Annotated in this window: 14 protein-coding genes; 6 read left to right on the plus strand and 8 right to left on the minus strand. The window is 64.5% G+C overall.

Translation table 11 applies throughout. The features are described 5' to 3' along the window. Window positions 1-424 precede the first annotated feature (424 nt). Window positions 425-1,594: an acyl-CoA dehydrogenase family protein gene (locus tag HMPREF3088_RS04385; protein WP_070758607.1), complete on the plus strand. Its 1,170-nt coding sequence runs from the start codon at window positions 425-427 to the stop codon at window positions 1,592-1,594. Window positions 1,595-1,717: 123 nt separating this feature from the next. Here HMPREF3088_RS04385 and HMPREF3088_RS04390 read toward each other — a convergent pair whose 3' ends face one another. Together HMPREF3088_RS04390 and glyA are read right to left on the minus strand one after the other, a co-directional pair. Beyond that, window positions 1,718-2,392: an isochorismatase family protein gene (locus HMPREF3088_RS04390; protein WP_070758608.1), complete on the minus strand. Its 675-nt coding sequence runs from the start codon at window positions 2,390-2,392 to the stop codon at window positions 1,718-1,720. 2 nt (window positions 2,393-2,394) lie between these two features. After that, entirely contained in the window at window positions 2,395-3,696 is a 1,302-nt protein-coding gene (glyA, locus tag HMPREF3088_RS04395) for a serine hydroxymethyltransferase (protein ID WP_070758609.1), read from the minus strand. Window positions 3,697-3,872: 176 nt separating this feature from the next. On the opposite strand from glyA, the gene coaA reads away from it, so the two are divergent. Then, window positions 3,873-4,820: a type I pantothenate kinase gene (gene coaA, locus HMPREF3088_RS04400; protein WP_070758610.1), complete on the plus strand. Its 948-nt coding sequence runs from the start codon at window positions 3,873-3,875 to the stop codon at window positions 4,818-4,820. A 68-nt stretch (window positions 4,821-4,888) separates the two neighbouring features. Here the strand turns inward: coaA and HMPREF3088_RS04405 are convergent, their stop codons facing one another. The 3 genes from HMPREF3088_RS04405 to mca all read right to left on the minus strand — a co-directional run bounded on the left by HMPREF3088_RS04405 (window position 4,889) and on the right by mca (window position 7,250). Continuing rightward, on the minus strand, window positions 4,889-5,677 hold the full coding sequence (locus HMPREF3088_RS04405; protein WP_246818048.1) for an isoprenyl transferase: 789 nt from the start codon (window positions 5,675-5,677) through the stop codon (window positions 4,889-4,891). A gap of 45 nt (window positions 5,678-5,722) precedes the next feature. After that, window positions 5,723-6,202, minus strand: coding sequence for a hypothetical protein (locus HMPREF3088_RS04410; protein ID WP_070758664.1), 480 nt, complete (start codon window positions 6,200-6,202; stop codon window positions 5,723-5,725). 70 nt (window positions 6,203-6,272) lie between these two features. Beyond that, entirely contained in the window at window positions 6,273-7,250 is a 978-nt protein-coding gene (mca, locus tag HMPREF3088_RS04415; RefSeq protein ID WP_070758612.1) for a mycothiol conjugate amidase Mca, read from the minus strand. A gap of 134 nt (window positions 7,251-7,384) precedes the next feature. On the opposite strand from mca, the gene HMPREF3088_RS04420 reads away from it, so the two are divergent. After that, entirely contained in the window at window positions 7,385-7,861 is a 477-nt protein-coding gene (locus HMPREF3088_RS04420) for a DUF4307 domain-containing protein (protein ID WP_246818043.1), read from the plus strand. Window positions 7,862-8,088: 227 nt separating this feature from the next. After that, window positions 8,089-8,613 (plus strand): transcription elongation factor GreA, encoded by a 525-nt coding sequence (greA, locus tag HMPREF3088_RS04425; protein WP_012359850.1) that lies wholly within the window; start codon window positions 8,089-8,091, stop codon window positions 8,611-8,613. A gap of 110 nt (window positions 8,614-8,723) precedes the next feature. Here greA and HMPREF3088_RS04430 read toward each other — a convergent pair whose 3' ends face one another. Together HMPREF3088_RS04430 and HMPREF3088_RS04435 are read right to left on the minus strand one after the other, a co-directional pair. Continuing rightward, window positions 8,724-10,685, minus strand: a complete 1,962-nt coding sequence (locus HMPREF3088_RS04430; RefSeq protein ID WP_070758613.1) for a BCCT family transporter — start codon at window positions 10,683-10,685, stop codon at window positions 8,724-8,726. A gap of 212 nt (window positions 10,686-10,897) precedes the next feature. Then, complete coding sequence (locus tag HMPREF3088_RS04435; RefSeq protein ID WP_070758614.1) at window positions 10,898-11,794, minus strand: Bax inhibitor-1/YccA family protein; 897 nt, start codon at window positions 11,792-11,794, stop codon at window positions 10,898-10,900. 274 nt (window positions 11,795-12,068) lie between these two features. On the opposite strand from HMPREF3088_RS04435, the gene HMPREF3088_RS04440 reads away from it, so the two are divergent. Further along, window positions 12,069-13,667 (plus strand): succinic semialdehyde dehydrogenase, encoded by a 1,599-nt coding sequence (locus tag HMPREF3088_RS04440; protein WP_070758615.1) that lies wholly within the window; start codon window positions 12,069-12,071, stop codon window positions 13,665-13,667. 119 nt (window positions 13,668-13,786) lie between these two features. On the opposite strand, the gene HMPREF3088_RS04445 is transcribed toward HMPREF3088_RS04440, so the two are convergent. Then, window positions 13,787-14,539, minus strand: a complete 753-nt coding sequence (locus tag HMPREF3088_RS04445; RefSeq protein WP_070758616.1) for an SDR family oxidoreductase — start codon at window positions 14,537-14,539, stop codon at window positions 13,787-13,789. Between the two features lie 75 nt (window positions 14,540-14,614). Here HMPREF3088_RS04445 and HMPREF3088_RS04450 point away from each other — a divergent pair, with 75 nt between their 5' ends. Beyond that, a complete protein-coding gene (locus HMPREF3088_RS04450) occupies window positions 14,615-15,538 on the plus strand; it encodes a PPK2 family polyphosphate kinase (protein ID WP_246818044.1) in 924 nt (307 codons plus the stop codon). Window positions 15,539-15,611 lie beyond the last annotated feature (73 nt).

The raw sequence follows: 15,611 nt of genomic DNA on the forward strand, positions 1-15,611 counted from the left end.
GGGGCTTTAAGCACTGTGATGCTTAAAGCCCCGCCTGAGTTTTTGGCACCCGTGCGACGACACCGGGTGTACCCCTTTTGTTACCGCCGTGGGTGACTAGGCCACGGCAGCTTTTCAACCCATCGCTTCCATTCGCGCCGTGACAAGTTGCTCGGGCGAGGCGAGAAGAGGAGCCTTCCCGAGCGGCGCGGCAGAAAACGACTATCCACTACTGGCGCACCTCGTGAGATAATCCCCCGTGGGCGCTGATTTGAGGTTAGCATTACCTAAGTTCACACACAAGGGTTTAAAAAATATTTCTTCATAAATAGGTGACTGAGGCCACAAAGCGTTACTATGAACATAAGCATTAAGAGTTCTGGATCACAGTGCGAACTGTTCCGGCTCTTTCACCGAACATCCCCCGACTTCCGGAGAGGACAACATGAAGAACTACCTTCCGCGCACCCTGTTCAACGAAGAGCACGAGATGTTCCGCGAGGCCGTCCGCGGCTTCGTGGAGACCGAAATCCGCCCGAACGTCGAGCGCTGGCACGACCAGGGCTACGTCGACCGCGAGATGTTCAAGAAGGCCGGGGACATGGGCCTGCTGGGCATGGAGGTCGACGAGCAGTGGGGCGGCGGCGGAATGAACGACTACCGCTTCAACGCCGTGCTGACCGAGGAGCTCGCCAAGGCAGACTCCGGCTCCATCATCGTGGGCATCCAGACCATCAACGACCTGGTCATCCCATACCTGCAGCGCTTCGCCAACGACGAGCAGAAGGAGCGCTTCCTCAAGCCACTGTGCTCCGGTGAGAAGATCGCCGCAATCGCCATGACCGAGCCGGAGGCCGGCGCCGACCTGGCTGGCATCCGCACCCTGGCCCGCGACAACGGCGACGGCTCCTTCACCGTCAACGGTGCCAAGACCTTCATCTCCAACGGTGTCCAGGCGGACTTCACCATCATCGTCGCCATCACCGACCCGGAGAAGGGCCGCGCCGGCATCTCCCTGCTCATCGTTGAGGACGGCATGGAGGGCTACACCAAGACCGGCCCGCTGAAGAAGGTCGGCCTGAAGTCCCAGGACACCGCCGAGCTCTCCTTCGAGAACGTCCAGGTCCCAGCTGAGAACCTGCTGGGCGAGCGCGGTGCTGGCTTCGGCTACCTGCGTCACAACCTAGCTCAGGAGCGCCTGTCCATCGCCGTGGGCTCCGTCGCGACCTCCCGTCGCGCCTTCGACCTGGTGTACCAGCACTCCCAGGACCGCAAGACCTTCGGCAACCGTCTGGTCGACCACCAGGCCTACCGCTGGGAGCTGGCCAAGATGGTCCAGGGCCTGCAGGCTGCACAGTCCTTCGTCGATGCCTGCATCGAGGCCAAGGTCAAGGGCGAGCTGGACGAGACCACCGCTGCGATGGCGAAGTACCACACCACCGAGCTGCAGATCGAGGTCGTGAACCAGGCACTGCAGTTGCACGGTGGCTACGGCTTCATGATGGAGTACCCGATCGCTACCCACTACCTGGACTCCCGCGTCCAGCCGATCTACGGTGGCCCGAACGAGATCATGCTGGAGATCATCTCCCGCAAGCTGGCTAAGGGCGAGTAAGCCACTCCCCTTGCCCCCTCGCCGGGCGGGCGCAGCCTGAGCCGCCCGCCTGGGCGAGTTAGACATAAAAGAACCCGATGGTTTCCACCATCGGGTTCTTTTAGCTTTACGTCGCGACTGCGGCTACTTCACCTCGACGCCGGCCTCACGCAGTTCGGCGAGGGTCGCTTCCTCCCCCGCTGCTGACACCGGCGCGCACAGGCGCGGGATGACAGTGACGCCGAAGCCCTCGGCCTTCGCATCCAGCGCCGTGGCGCGCACGCAGAAGTCGGTCGCGATGCCGACCACGGTCACCTGACCAATACGGCGAGAGCGCAACCATTCTGCGAGCAGCACCTTCGGACGCTCCGCTTCGGCAGCAGCGCTGTTCACTTCCGTGGTGGCAAGAGAGTCCGCGAGGTGGCCTTCAAAGCCCGAGTAGGCGGGCTCGTACTCACCCTTGTGGAACCACGCCTCGACCTGATCAGTCGCCAGCGCCGGGTGCGACTGCGCGCCGGTGGTCCCGGCAACGCAGTGCACCGGCCAGGTGTCCTGGTAGTCCGGTTCCGCGCCCTCCGGGGCGAAGTGCCCGGCCGGGTCGATGTGCCAATCCTTGGTGCCCACGATGACGTCATAACGGTGCAGGCCAGCGATGTGCTTGCTGATCGCCTCGGCGGCCTGCGCACCACGTTCGGTGGCCAGGCTGCCGTCAACGAAGTCATTCTGCACGTCGACGATGATCAGCGCGTGCCCCGCCCCAGCGGACTGGAACGCGGAGCCAGCCTGGCCGTCCTGCGGGTTCACAGCGGACTCCGCCATTGTTAGACCAGCTTCCAGTCTTCGAGGCCCTCGTACAGCGGGAAGTCCTCGGCGACCTTGGAAACGCGAGCGCGCAGCGCGTCGACGTCGGCGTTCTTACCCTGCGCCAGCGCGGTACCGATGACGTCCGCGACCTCGGTGAAGGCGGCGGTGTCCAGGCCGCGGGAAGCCAGGGCCGGGGTACCGATGCGCAGGCCGGAGGTGACCATCGGCGGGCGCGGGTCGAAAGGAACGGCATTGCGGTTAACGGTGATGCCAACCTCGTGCAACAGATCCTCCGCCTGCTGGCCATCGAGCTCGGAGTGGCGCAGGTCAGCCAGCACCAGGTGAACATCGGTGCCGCCGGTGAGCACCTCGACGCCAGCACCCTTGGTGTCAGCGGCAGACAGGCGCTCAGCCAGGATCTTCGCGCCCTCGAGAGTGCGGGCCTGGCGGTCGCGGAACTCGTCGGTCTGGGCAACCTTCATGGCCACGGCCTTCGCGGCAACGGCGTGCATCAGCGGGCCACCCTGCTGGCCCGGGAAGACTGCGGAATTCAGCTTCTTCGCCCACTCCTGCTTCGCCAGGATCAGGCCGGAACGCGGACCACCCAGGGTCTTGTGCACGGTGGTGGACACGACGTCAGCGTGCGGGACCGGGGACGGGTGCAGGCCAGCTGCAACCAGGCCTGCGAAGTGAGCCATGTCGACCCACAGCTTCGCGCCGACCTCGTCCGCGATGGAGCGGAAGGCAGCGAAGTCCTGGTGGCGCGGGTAGGCGGACCAGCCGGCGATGATGACGGTCGGCTTCTCCTTGAGCGCCTGCTCGCGGACCTTATCCATGTCGATGCGCATGGTCTCCGGGTCCACCTCGTAGGCGATGGCCTCGTAGAGCTTGCCGGAGAAGTTCAGGTGCATGCCGTGGGTCAGGTGGCCACCGTGAGCCAGGGAGAGGCCCAGAATCTTATCCCGTGGGCTAGCCAGCGCCATAAGGACGGCGGCGTTGGCCTGCGCACCAGCGTGCGGCTGCACGTTGGCGAACTCCGCGCCGAAGACCTGCTTCGCGCGGTCGCGGGCCAGGTCCTCGATGACGTCGACGTGCTCGCAGCCGCCGTAGTAGCGGCGCCCAGGGTAGCCCTCGGCGTACTTATTGGTCAGGACGGAGCCCTGCGCCTGCAGCACTGCGCGCGGCACAAAGTTCTCACTCGCGATCATCTCGAGAGTGTTGCGCTGGCGGGCCAGCTCGCCGTCGATGGCGCGGGCGACATCCGGGTCGAGTTCAGCCAGCGGCACGTTGTGCTGGATGGTCTGTGGAGAATCGGACATAAGTTTCCGTCGGCCTTCCTTCAAAAAGGGTGTATACCACCAAGAATGCAGACCGATCCTTGGGGGTAGAAGGTGTTGTTGCGTTGCGCCCCACATCTTAGCGTCTGCCCCGGACGCAGGTCACAGCGCACCTAGCACATTTGGGTTATCTCCCCCCACACAGGCACAATGAGGCCATGAATCGTACGCCCCAGCGCGCCTCCGCGGACGCGGCTGTATCGCCCTTCATCGAGCTCAAGAGGAGCCAGTGGCGCGAACTCCGCAAGTCCATGCCACAGGTCTTGAGCGAATCGGAGCTCGACCAGCTGCGCGGCATCGGCGATGAGATTGACCTGGACGAGGTCAGCGAGGTCTACCTGCCGCTCTCCCGCCTCATCAACCTGCGGGTCGAGGCACAGCGCAGCCTGAATCAGGCCACCGAGACCTTCATCGGCGAGCCGATGCCTCCCACGCCGTACATCATCGGTGTGTCCGGCTCTGTGGCCGTCGGAAAGTCCACCACCGCGCGTGTGCTCCAGGTGCTGCTGCAGCGCTGGGAGTCCAGCCCCCGGGTGGATCTGATCACCACGGATGGCTTCCTCTTCCCCACCGCCGAGCTGGAACGCCGCCGCCTGCTGCACCGCAAGGGCTTCCCCGAGTCCTATGACCAGCAGGCGCTGCTGAACTTCGTGACCAAGGTGAAATCAGGAGCCCGCAACGTCAAAGCACCGGTCTACTCGCACGAGGCCTACGACCGGATTGCCGGCGAGTTCGAGGTCGTCGACCAGCCAGACATCCTCATCGTCGAAGGGCTCAACGTGCTGCAGACAGGGCCCACCCTCATGGTCAGCGACCTCTTCGACTTCTCCGTCTATGTCGACGCCCGGGTCGAGGACATTGAGGACTGGTACATCTCCCGATTCCTGCGGCTGAAAAACACCGCTTTCAAGGACCCGGACGCCCACTTCCACCACCTCGCTGGGCTGAGCGATGCACAGGCCTCCCAGGTGGCCCGGGAGATCTGGCAGACGGTGAACCTGCCGAACCTCATGGAGAACATCCTGCCGACCCGGATCCGGGCCAGCCTGGTGATGCGCAAGGGCGCAGATCATCTCGTCGACCGGGTGCGGATGCGCAAGATCTAGCCTCGCTCCCCAGCTGGCACTGCCCCGGCCCGTCTGTGACTGTGCCGGGCGACCAGTACAGCGCTGGTCTAGAGCCCGAAACGGCGGTGACGCTGGGAGTACTCCCGCAGCGCCCGGAGGAAGTCCACCCGCCGGAAGGCCGGCCAGTAGGTGTCCGTGAACCAAATCTCGGAGTAGGCGGACTGCCACAGCAGAAAGCCCGAGAGCCGCTGCTCCCCCGAGGTCCGAATCACCAGATCCGGGTCCGGCTGCCCCTTGGTGTACATGTGATTACCCAGGGAGTCGACGGTGATCCTCTCGGCGATCTCGTCCGCCGGCGTGCCATCCGCAGCGAGTTCCGCGACGGTGTCTCGCACCGCGTCGACGATCTCCTGACGTCCGCCGTAGCCGACGGCGACGTTGACGCACACGCCCGTGTTATTCGCGGTGAGCTGCTCGTTGTATTCCAGGCGTTCCCGCAGCTGCTGCGGCAGCAGCTCGAGGTGCCCCACGGAGCGCACGCGGAAGCCAGCCTTCGCCTGCCCAAGCTCGTCGGTGACGTCCCCAATGATTTTGACCAGGAGCTCGAGCTCCTCCGGCTTACGCTTGAGGTTCTCTGTGCTGAGCAGGTACACGGTCACCGAGGCGATGCCCATCTCGTCGCACCAATTGCACATCTCGGCGATCTTGCGGGCACCCACGCGATGCCCATGGGAAACGTCGGTGAAGCCGTTCTCCCTGGCCCAGCGACGGTTGCCGTCGGCCATGATGGCGATGTGGGCCGGGCGCGGCAGATCCCGCAGAGAGCGAGCCAGCCGCGCCTCGTAGGCGGGATAGAGCAGGCTGGCGAGCCTCTTCAGTGGCTCGGTTCGCCCGATCGCTGCCGCAAGCTTTGGTAGACGCACGATAATTAACCCTCTCGCTTAGCGTGCAGGATTCTCGTCTTCGTCTTCTTCCTCGGCCTTCGCGCGCTCCGCGTCGATCGCGTCGGGCCCGGTGAGCTGCGTTCCAATCCCGGAGGCGGGCTCGAAACGAGCATCGGTCTGCGGCACCTCGGTGCGGGCGAACATCGCTCCGCCCTTCGCGTACTCCTCGTAGCCGCTCTCCTCCATGGCCTTGTTGAGCCGCTCCTCATCGAACACGTCGATGCCGTGCTGCTCGGCGAAGGCGCGGCGGCGTTCCAAACGGCGCAGCCTGCGATTCATGCCGAATCCGATGACGATGACCACGAAGAGCAGCCCCAGGATGACGAACAGCCCGACCGGCGAGGCCTTGCCGAATTCCTCGCCGCGCGGGCCCGTATTGGGGGTTGGTCCCTGGGCGATAACAGTGGTCGTGTACGCCGCCCCTGCGGTCACCAGATCCGCTGCTGGCAGAGCAAGGGTCGAAAGAGCTGCGAACATGTCATCCATTCCCTTCGGCGGCGGTCAAGCCGTGTGTGAGTACTGGGCTAAAAATTCTCTAGCGGAAATCCTACTGCTCGGGGCGCACCGGCACCTCTGGCGGCTGGCTCTGGCTGAGCTCATCGGCGCTGCCCACCGGCGGCAAGCCCGCGGTGAGTTCTCTCTCTGGCAGTGTAGTGGCCACCCGGGTCTTCGCTAATTCGAACTCCTCCGTGGGCCACGTCTCGCGCTGCACGTCCACATCCACGCCGAAGAACGGCCCGTCCGGGTCGATCTGGGTGGCATGTGCGGTCAGCGCGGCATCACGGCGATCGAACCAATCGGCAGCGTTCACGCGGGTCGTCACTCGGGGGTAGACGTCCTGCTTTGCACGCCAGAAAGCCAGCTGCGTCATGGTGTGCTGATACTCGCGCAGGGTCATCTCGCCATTGGCCTGCCGCTGCGCCACTGCCTCGGCGAGCATGTTAAAGCGAGTCACCACGAAACCGTGCGTGTAGTACAGCTTCAGCGGAGCCCAGGCTTCACCCAAGTTGGGTCGATACTCGGGGTCTCCTGCCAGTTCCCAGGCGCGCATGGATACCGCGTGCACCATCAGGTGATCCGGGTGCGGATAGCCACCGTTTTCGTCATAGGTGATGATCACGTGCGGCTGGAAATCGCGGATCTGTGCAACCACGTCGGCGGCCACCTCGTCGACGTCTTGCAGCGCAAAGCAGCCGTCCGGGAGGTCCTCCCGCTTTCCGGATTCCGGCAGCCCGGAGTCCAGGTAGCCCAGCCAGCGGTGCTCCACCCCCAGGATCTCTGCGGCGCGGGCCATTTCCTCCCGGCGCACGTCCACCAGGTTCTCGTGCACCTCGGGGCGGTCCATCCTGGGGTTGAGGATGCTGCCTTCCTCGCCGCCCGTGCAGGTCAGCACGCGGACTCGGTGGCCTTCGTCGATATAGCGAGCCATCGTCGCCGCGCCCTTGCTGGATTCATCATCCGGGTGGGCGTGAATCGCCAGCACGCGGTAACCGTCCTGGGCGCCGCTCGTCGTCGAATCAGTCATACTTCCATATTGTTCCACGCACGATGAAGAGAAGTCACAACGCACCGACCCACCACACTTCAACCACAAGAGGAGGTCGACCCAGGTTGAGGAAATCTGCTTTTACGGCCGTATTGCCTAGAATGTAAAACACCATGACCTCTGATGCTTCCCCTTCGGTTCCCAACTCCCGCCCGGGCGGTGCGCAGATGCCCGCGGACGATGCCCTGAAGGCCCGCTACGGCGCTGAACGCAACCGTCCCTTCGCCGGCAAGGTGCTGGTCATCGCGCTGGTCGTCCTCATCGCCGGCGCGATGGCCTACGCGGTCAACCAGTTCATGAACGCATCCTCGGCGGACGTCACCGCGGTCGAGTCCGGCGGTTCCGTGGTGTCCGATACCCGCCTGAACATGCGCGTCGACGTCACCCGCGAGGATCCGTCGCAGCCGGCATACTGCATCGTCACCGCGATGGACTACGACAAGAATGAAGTCGGTCGCCGCGAGTTCTACGTCCCAGCCGGTGGGCCGAAGACCTCCCGCCACTCGGTGGATATCAACACTCGCGTGCCGGGCTACGCCGGGAAGATCTACGGCTGCTCCTCGGTCATCCCCTCCCACCTGAAGCAGTAGCCCACCGAAGAACGGGCAACCGACGACGCGTCGGCTGAAGTTTTCGCGCCTATTCGGTGCTAGAATACGCCCGGACAAGCGAGAACCGGCAGGCGTCGGCGAAACCGTGGGGCGTGCCCCGCAAAGCTATCGCCGCCTAAGGCGCTACCGCCGGGGACGGTGCATGGACCGTGATTGCCCGGATTAGCTGAAAATTACTGACATAATTTCCAAGGAGGATGGCGCAGATGGCAGACAATCAGACCACCTGGCTCACCCAAGAATCCTACGACCGACTCAACGCGGAACTGTTCGCCCTGAAGGAGAACCGCCCGGTCCTGGCCGCAGAGATCAATGAGCGCCGCGAGGAGGGTGACCTCAAGGAGAACGGTGGCTACCACGCCGCCCGCGAGCAGCAGGGCCAGGAGGAGGCCCGCATCGCTTACCTCGAGGAGCTGCTGGACAACGCCACCATCGGTGAGGCTCCGCAGGAGTCCGGCGTCGCGCTGGTCGGCACCGTCGTGCATGTCTACTACGACGACGATGAGGAGGACAAGGAAACCTTCCTGATCGGTACCCGCGGCCTGGAGTCCTCCAACCCGGAGCTGGAGACCTACTCCACCGACGCCCCGCTGGGCGCCGCCCTGGTTGGTGCGAAGGTCGGCGAGACCCGCGAGTACGAGACCCCGACCGGCGATACTGTCCGGGTGACCCTCGTGGAGGCCGAGCCGTATAACCCAGATCTGGATATTCCGCGCGCGATGCAGAAGTAGTTCTGACGCGACACTGCTCCACTGTGGCAGCGAGAAACCCTCGGCCCTGGATTTCCAGGGCCGAGGGTTTCTTTGTGCCTTGCTGCCGCTGCCAGAGTCGGCTGGCGGTGTTAACGCTCCGGGTGCTCCGCCGAGCGCTCACCAGCATCAGGTGACGCGGTGTCTACCGAATCAGCCGGTGCATCCGCAGCGTTTCCTTCCTGGTCCGCCCACCGCTTGGTCTCGTGGTCGTAGGCGATCTCTTCGCCCTCCTCATCCACGCGCTGGTACCAGTCGGTGACGTCCTCAGAGGAGGAATCGAAGTGGGCACCCGCTCCCCTGCCCTCCGGGGCGGAGGCGACGGTGAATTCGAAGTCATCGCCGTGCTCCTCCAGGCCACGAACCACCGCATTTTCCACCGCAGTGCTGGCGTAGTCCTTACGGATCGCCGCAGGGTCGGTGCGCAGGTCCTTGAGGAAGGCCACGGTCATCACCAGCAGGACGATCGAGAACGGCAGCGCAATGAGGATCGTGAGGTTCTGCAGCGCTGTCAGCGCGGTTTCCCCGCCGGCCAGCAGCATCACCGTGGCAATCCCCATCATGCACGCACCCCAGAACACCACGACCAGCTTGTTCGGCGCGGGGTTACCCTGGGAGGACATGGTTCCCATCACCACGGACGCCGAGTCCGCGGAGGTGACGAAGAAGATCGTGAGAACTGCGATCAGCAGGAACGGGGTGATCGTGTTCAAGGGCAACTGGTCAAAGAGGGCGAAGAGGACCTGCTCGTTATTCGCGGAGCCGTCGAACATCTCGCGGCCTTCCCGGCTGAAGGTGATGGAGGCACCACCAAAGATGGTGAAGGCCAGAACCAGGATGGCGGTCGGGCCGGCGATCGTTGCCAGCGCGAACTCCCGGATGGTGCGGCCCCGGGAGATCCGGGCGATGAACATGCCGACGAATGGGGTCCAGGCGATCCACCAGGCCCAGTAGAAGGCTGTCCACGCGCCCTGGAACTCGAGGGTCTCCTGACCCCAGGACAGGGACTTGCCCATCATCGGCAGCAGCTGGTCGATATAGGTCGCGACCCCGGATGGCACCAGGTTCAGCAGGAAGAGGCTCGGGCCGAAGAGGAATACGAAGGCCACGAGCAGCAGTGTGAGCGTGATGTTGATATTCGACAGGTAGCGGATGCCGCGCGCCACGCCGGAGACGGCGCTGATGATGAAGGCAACGCCGAGCACGCCGATGATGGCGATAACAGCGTTATTGGCCAGCGGGCCTACCCCGGAGATGATCTCCACACCTTGGGCGATCTGCAGGGCGGATACCCCAAGGGTAGCGGCGGTGCCGAAAAGGGTGGCGACGATCGCCATCATGTCGATCACCCGGCCCGCGATCCCCTCGTTCGGCTGGGTTCCCAGCAGGGGTCGAAACACGGAGCTCAGCAGGGAGGGGCGCCCGCGGCGATAGGTGGAATAGGCCAGCGCTCCGCCCACCAGCGCGTAGAGGCCCCAGATGGATAGCCCCCAGTGGAAGTGGGACTGGGCCAGCGCTTGGTGCAGGGCAGCAGGGGTTTCCGCGTCGACGGTCTCAGGCGGTGGCGAGAGATAGTACGCCAGGGGCTCGGAGGGGCCGAAGAAGAACACGCCCACGCCGATGCCCGCGCCGAACATCATCGCGATCCACGAGTATCGGGAGAACTCTGGTTCCTCGTCGTCCCGGCCCAGCGGGATCTGGCCGTACCGGGAGAATGCCAGGTAGAGCATGACGATGATGCCCAAGCTCATCACGAGGTTGAGCAGCCATGCGGCGTTATTCATCGCCCAGTCGTAGGCGGCCGCCGACGCTGTGGAAACCGAGTCCGGGGAGGCGATGCCCCAGGCGATGAAGGCCACGATGAAGGTGGCGGTAACAAAGAAGACGACGCGGTCCAGCGCGAAGTTCTTGTTTTGATCCTCGACGCTTAAGCCCGGGACCAGTCCGGGGTGCAGGTCGTGGGGGTACAAGCCGACTTGGGAACTTTTCCCAGTCTTGAGCAGCCCGGTCGCGGGCTGGGGCTTAGTGGGACGGGGTTTTTCGCCGAAGCTCATCGGCGCTCCTTGCTAGCTGGGTCAGCTCTTGTGCGCCCAGCTGTTTTACAATTGTTGACCTGATCACGCTACCAAGATCGACAGACACGCGGGCGCAGCTCGGGAAAGTTCCCCACCTCGGAGGCGTGAAAAAGCCCCTGGGGTTGAACCCCAAGGGCAAGATTTTCGAAGGGCCGACCCGCATCATGCGCCCTGGCCCTTGGCTGCTAGCGCTAGTCCCTATTGATGTAGGACAGCAGGCGCAGGATCTCGGTGTAGAGCCAGACCAGGGTCACGGCCAGGCCGAGGGCTACGCCCCAGGCCATCTTGGACGGCGCACCGGCGCGGACGAGGCGGTCGGCGGCGTCGAAGTCCTGCAGGAAGCTCAGCGCTGCGAGGCCGATGCACAGCAGGGAGAAGATCCAGGACAGCGGGGAGCCGTCGCGCAGCGGGCCAGCACCGCCGGTGAACAGGCCGATGACCAGGCTGCCCAGCGCCAGCACCAGCACACCGATCAGTGCGGCGACCATGAACTTCGTGAACTTCGGGGTCACGCGGATCGCACCCGTCTTGTAGACGAAGAGCATGCCGGCGAACACGCCGATGGTGCCCAGGATCGCCTGGCTGATCATGGCGCCAGCGTTCGTGTCCCCCACTGCCATGCCGGTGAGCATGTAGCTAAAGCCACCGACGAACAGGCCCTCGAAGCCTGCGTAGAGCAGGGTGACGACTGGGGAGCCGTACTTCTTCGCGAAGGCGGAGACCAGCACGGTGATGAGGCCACCGATGGCGCCGACCACGGTGAGGATCGAGCCCGTTGCCGGGTTCGCGCCGAAGATAAAGTAGTTCACCGCAGCCAGCACGACGATGACGCCCAGCGTGATGCCGGTCTTTGCCACCACGTCGTCCACGGTAATCGGGCGGTCGGCCGGACCGGCCTGACCGTAATTCGCGGCGTCCTGCAGCCCGTCCTGGTAGGTCGCCGTGGCAGCGGCACCACGGGCACTAGTAGCGAACTGGCCGTAGCCGTCGCCCTGCTGGCCGTAGCCCGGCTGCCCATAGCCCTGCGGCTGCTGGCCCTGGCGGTTCTGGCCGGTCAGTTCGGCCATGAATGGATTAGATTTCTGCACCTGAAAGCCTCAACTTTCGATTTCTTCGTCAAAACTTGTTCTTGCCGCCATGTGCACACCCAACTGGTGCGTCTACACGACCCGATCGGAGACCGGGACACATGCCACGCGCGATTTCCCAGCACTGCCGGGGCGCGCCACGAAGCTGGTAGGCGGTTAAAAGTTCCTACTTCACAATGTACCAACGCATGTGACGGACTTTTAGTTCCCAACGCTGCGGATTTTCTTTCTCAACCCACCTCATAGATTCCTCGGCAAAGGTATATTTCCACCCATGACTGCTTTGCGATTCCCCAAGCGACTGTCCCTCGGCGCACTCCCCGCAGACTTCCAGGAGGCGCTGCGCGGGCTGTCCGCGAACAAACTGCCCGCCGATGGTTCCAAGCCCGAGAAGACGATCGACGTCGAGGTGTCCTTCACCGCGGAGCACCTCGGCTGGGTGGGTTCCGGCGACGAGGAGGACGTCCACCGGGCCGTCGACGCCGCCCGTCAGGCGCAGCGCTCCTGGGCTCACGTTCCCTTCTCGGAGCGCAAGGCCATCCTCCTGCGTTTCCACGACGCCGTCCTGAAGAACCGCGAGCTGCTGATGGACATGGTGCAGCTGGAGACCGGCAAGAACCGCGCTTCCGCCTTCGACGAGGTCATGGACGTGGCGAATAACTCCCGCTACTACGCCAATAATGCGGAGAAGATCCTGAGCCCGAAGCGCCGACGCTCCGCGGTTCCGGTGCTCGCCAAGTCCCGCCAGCACTTCCAGCCTGTGGGTGTGGTCGGCCAGATTTCGCCATGGAACTACCCGCTGACCCTGGGCATCTCCGACGCCCTGCCTGCACTCATCGCGGGCAATGCGGTGGTCGCGAAGCCGGACTCCGCGACCCCGTTTACCTCCCTGCTGGTATTCGGCCTGCTCTTCGAGGCCGGCCTGCCACGCGACCTCGTGCAGCTGGTCACCGGCTCCGGCCGGGTGGTGGGCAGCGAGATCGCCAATACGTGTGACTTCCTGATGTTCACCGGGTCTACCGCCACCGGCAAGATCCTCGGGGCCACCGCGGGCTCCCGCCTGATCGGTTTCTCCGCGGAGCTGGGTGGCAAGAACCCGCTGATCGTCGCGGCGGACGCGAAGATGGATTACACGGTTCGCGGCGTCGTGGATGCCTGCTACTCCAACTCTGGCCAGCTGTGCGTCTCCATCGAGCGGGTGTACGTCGAGCGACCGGTGTACGAGGAGTTCAGCGCCAAGTTCGCCGACGCCGTGCGCGCCATGACCCTTGGCCCCGGCTTCGACTGGGAGGTGGCGATGGGTTCGCTGGCCTCCCAACAGCAGCTGGATACGGTCACCAGCTACGTGGACGACGCGGTGGCCAAAGGTGCCCGCGTTCTCGCCGGCGGCAAGGCTCGCCCGGACCTGGGCCCCTACTTCTACGAGCCCACGGTTCTCGCGGATGTCCCCGCCGACGCGAAGCTGCGCACCGAGGAGGTCTTCGGCCCGGTCGTCTTCGTCGAGGTTGTCGACGACCTGGTGGCTGCGGTCAACGCCGCCAACGACACCGTCTACGGACTCAACGCCTCCGTCTTCGCCAGCCCCGAGACGGGGCACCGCATCGCCCCACAGATCCGGGCCGGTTCCGTCTCCATCAACGACGGCTACACCGCCGCATGGTCGGCCATCGACAACACCAGTGGCGGCATGAAGGACTCTGGCATGGGTGGCCGCCACGGCGCGGCCGGGCTGCTGAAGTACACCGATAGCCAGAACATCACCGAGCAGCGGTGGATGTCCATGCGCGGTCCTGAGAGCCTGGGGGCCAAGGCCTACGCGCGCATCATGAGCACCGCACTGCTGGCAGGCAAGAAGCTGCGCATGCTGCCCTAAGTACGCCGCACACGCGCGCCAGCCCTCCCCGACGGATTCTTCGCCGGGGAGGGCTTCTTGCTGGAACGCTGGCTCCGCGAAGAGGCGCTCGCGGCGTACTCAGCGGCGGTGCCGCGCCCTTATTTCACGACCGGTCGCACGCTCACGGTCTCCAGGCAGGCCTCAGGCCCCATCTCGGCGGCCAGCCGCACCGCGGCGGCGATGTCTTCGGCGCGGACGTAGACACCCGGGTCGTAGCTATCGTTGCCCGCCTGGGCTTGCAGCTCGCGCTGCATATCCGAATCGACCTTCCCGGGGTGCACGGAGCTGACCCGAACCCTCCCCCGCTCTTCTTCGCGCAGGGCATCCGTGATCGCCTTGAGAGCGAACTTCGAGGCCGCATAGGGCCCATAGCCAGGGCCGGAGTTGTGCCCCGCCCCGGAGTTGATGGCGATCACCATGCCTCGCGCCTCACGCAGCGCCGGGAGCAGCAACCGCGTCAGCTCGGCCACGGCGATGACGTTGACGTCGAGCACCTCCCGCCACATCTGAAGCGGTGCCTCGGCGATGGGAGCATGCCCCGTCACGCCCGCGGAGTGCACCAGCAGGTCGAGACGCTGCGGGGCGACGTCGGAAGAAAAAGCTTCCGCTAACGCCGCCGGATCGGACAGGTCCACAGCGACCACCTGGGCGTCCGGAAAATCCTCCCGCAGGCTGTGCGCGGATGTCTCCGAGGAGCAGCACAGGATGAGCCGGTGATCGCGGGCAAGGTCATTCGCGATCGCCCGGCCAATGCCGCGGGACGCACCCGTGATCAGCGCAAGCGGCCGATTGCCGCTGTTGCCGGAGGTGGAATGGTCCTGATTCAAAGCTGCGTTATCCATGCTCACCATGCTAGTGAGCACCCTGCGAGCTGCACCATCCCCGTCGAGCTGAGCAAAGCCTCCGGAGCAGCTAAACTTGGGGCTATGAGCTTTGGAATGAACAACGCTCTCGGGCTGCGCGCGCCCAAGGGCAACTTCGACCTCAAGTCATTCAACCCTCGCGAAACCCCGGGGGTGAGGGGCAAAGGCGAGAAGTTCGAGAAGCGGGTCAACAAGGCCTATAAGAAGATCGCCGAGGAGCTGCGCGCCGAGCAGGCCAAGCTCTACGCGAACGGTGCCAGCGATGAGCAGGTCGGCAGCATCCTCATCATCCTGCAGGGCGTGGACGCCTCCGGTAAGAGCGGTGCCACCAACGCGATCCTGCAGGCCGTGTCCCCGCAGGGCGTGAACGTCGCCACCTTCGCGGAACCGGTCGAGTCGATCGACGATACCGACAACCGCGACTTCCTGGCCCGCATCCGCCACGAGCTGCCGGGCAACGGCGAGATCGCGATCTTCGACCGTTCCTACTACGAGGACGTCCTGGTCTCCCGTGTGGAGGGGCTCAGCGACGTCGAGGAAATCGACCGCCGCTACGACGCCATCCGTCGCTTCGAGAAGAAGCTCGAGGCCGACGGCACCCGTGTCATCAAGGTTCTCCTACACATTTCCCCGCAGTTCCAGACCAAGAGCTTCCTCTCCCGCCTGCGCAACCCGGCGCAGCGCTGGCGCTACTCCCCCAGCGACCTCGGCGTGCAGAAGAAGTGGGATGAATACCAAGAGGCTTATGCCCGTGCCATTGAGAAGACGAACGATGTCGCCCCGTGGTACATCGTGCCTAGTGATAAGCAGGACTACGCCCGCCTGGTCGTGCGCTACCTGCTGCTCAACGAGCTGCGAAACATGAATCTGGAGTGGCCAGAGGTCGACTTCAACCTCGAGAAGCAGCTGAAGAAGGTCGAGAAGGCCGCCGTCAAGGCCGAGGAGAAGGCTGCCAAGGAAGACGAGAAGGCAGCGAAGAACAGCTAGGCGGCGGTGCTCAGCCACCGGCAGCAATAGCGAACACTACTAGCGAAGCCAGGCGGGAGAAACGCTCTCCGGC

The sequence above is a fragment of the Corynebacterium sp. HMSC22B11 genome, from assembly GCF_001815965.1.
In the GTDB taxonomy this organism is placed as follows: domain Bacteria; phylum Actinomycetota; class Actinomycetes; order Mycobacteriales; family Mycobacteriaceae; genus Corynebacterium.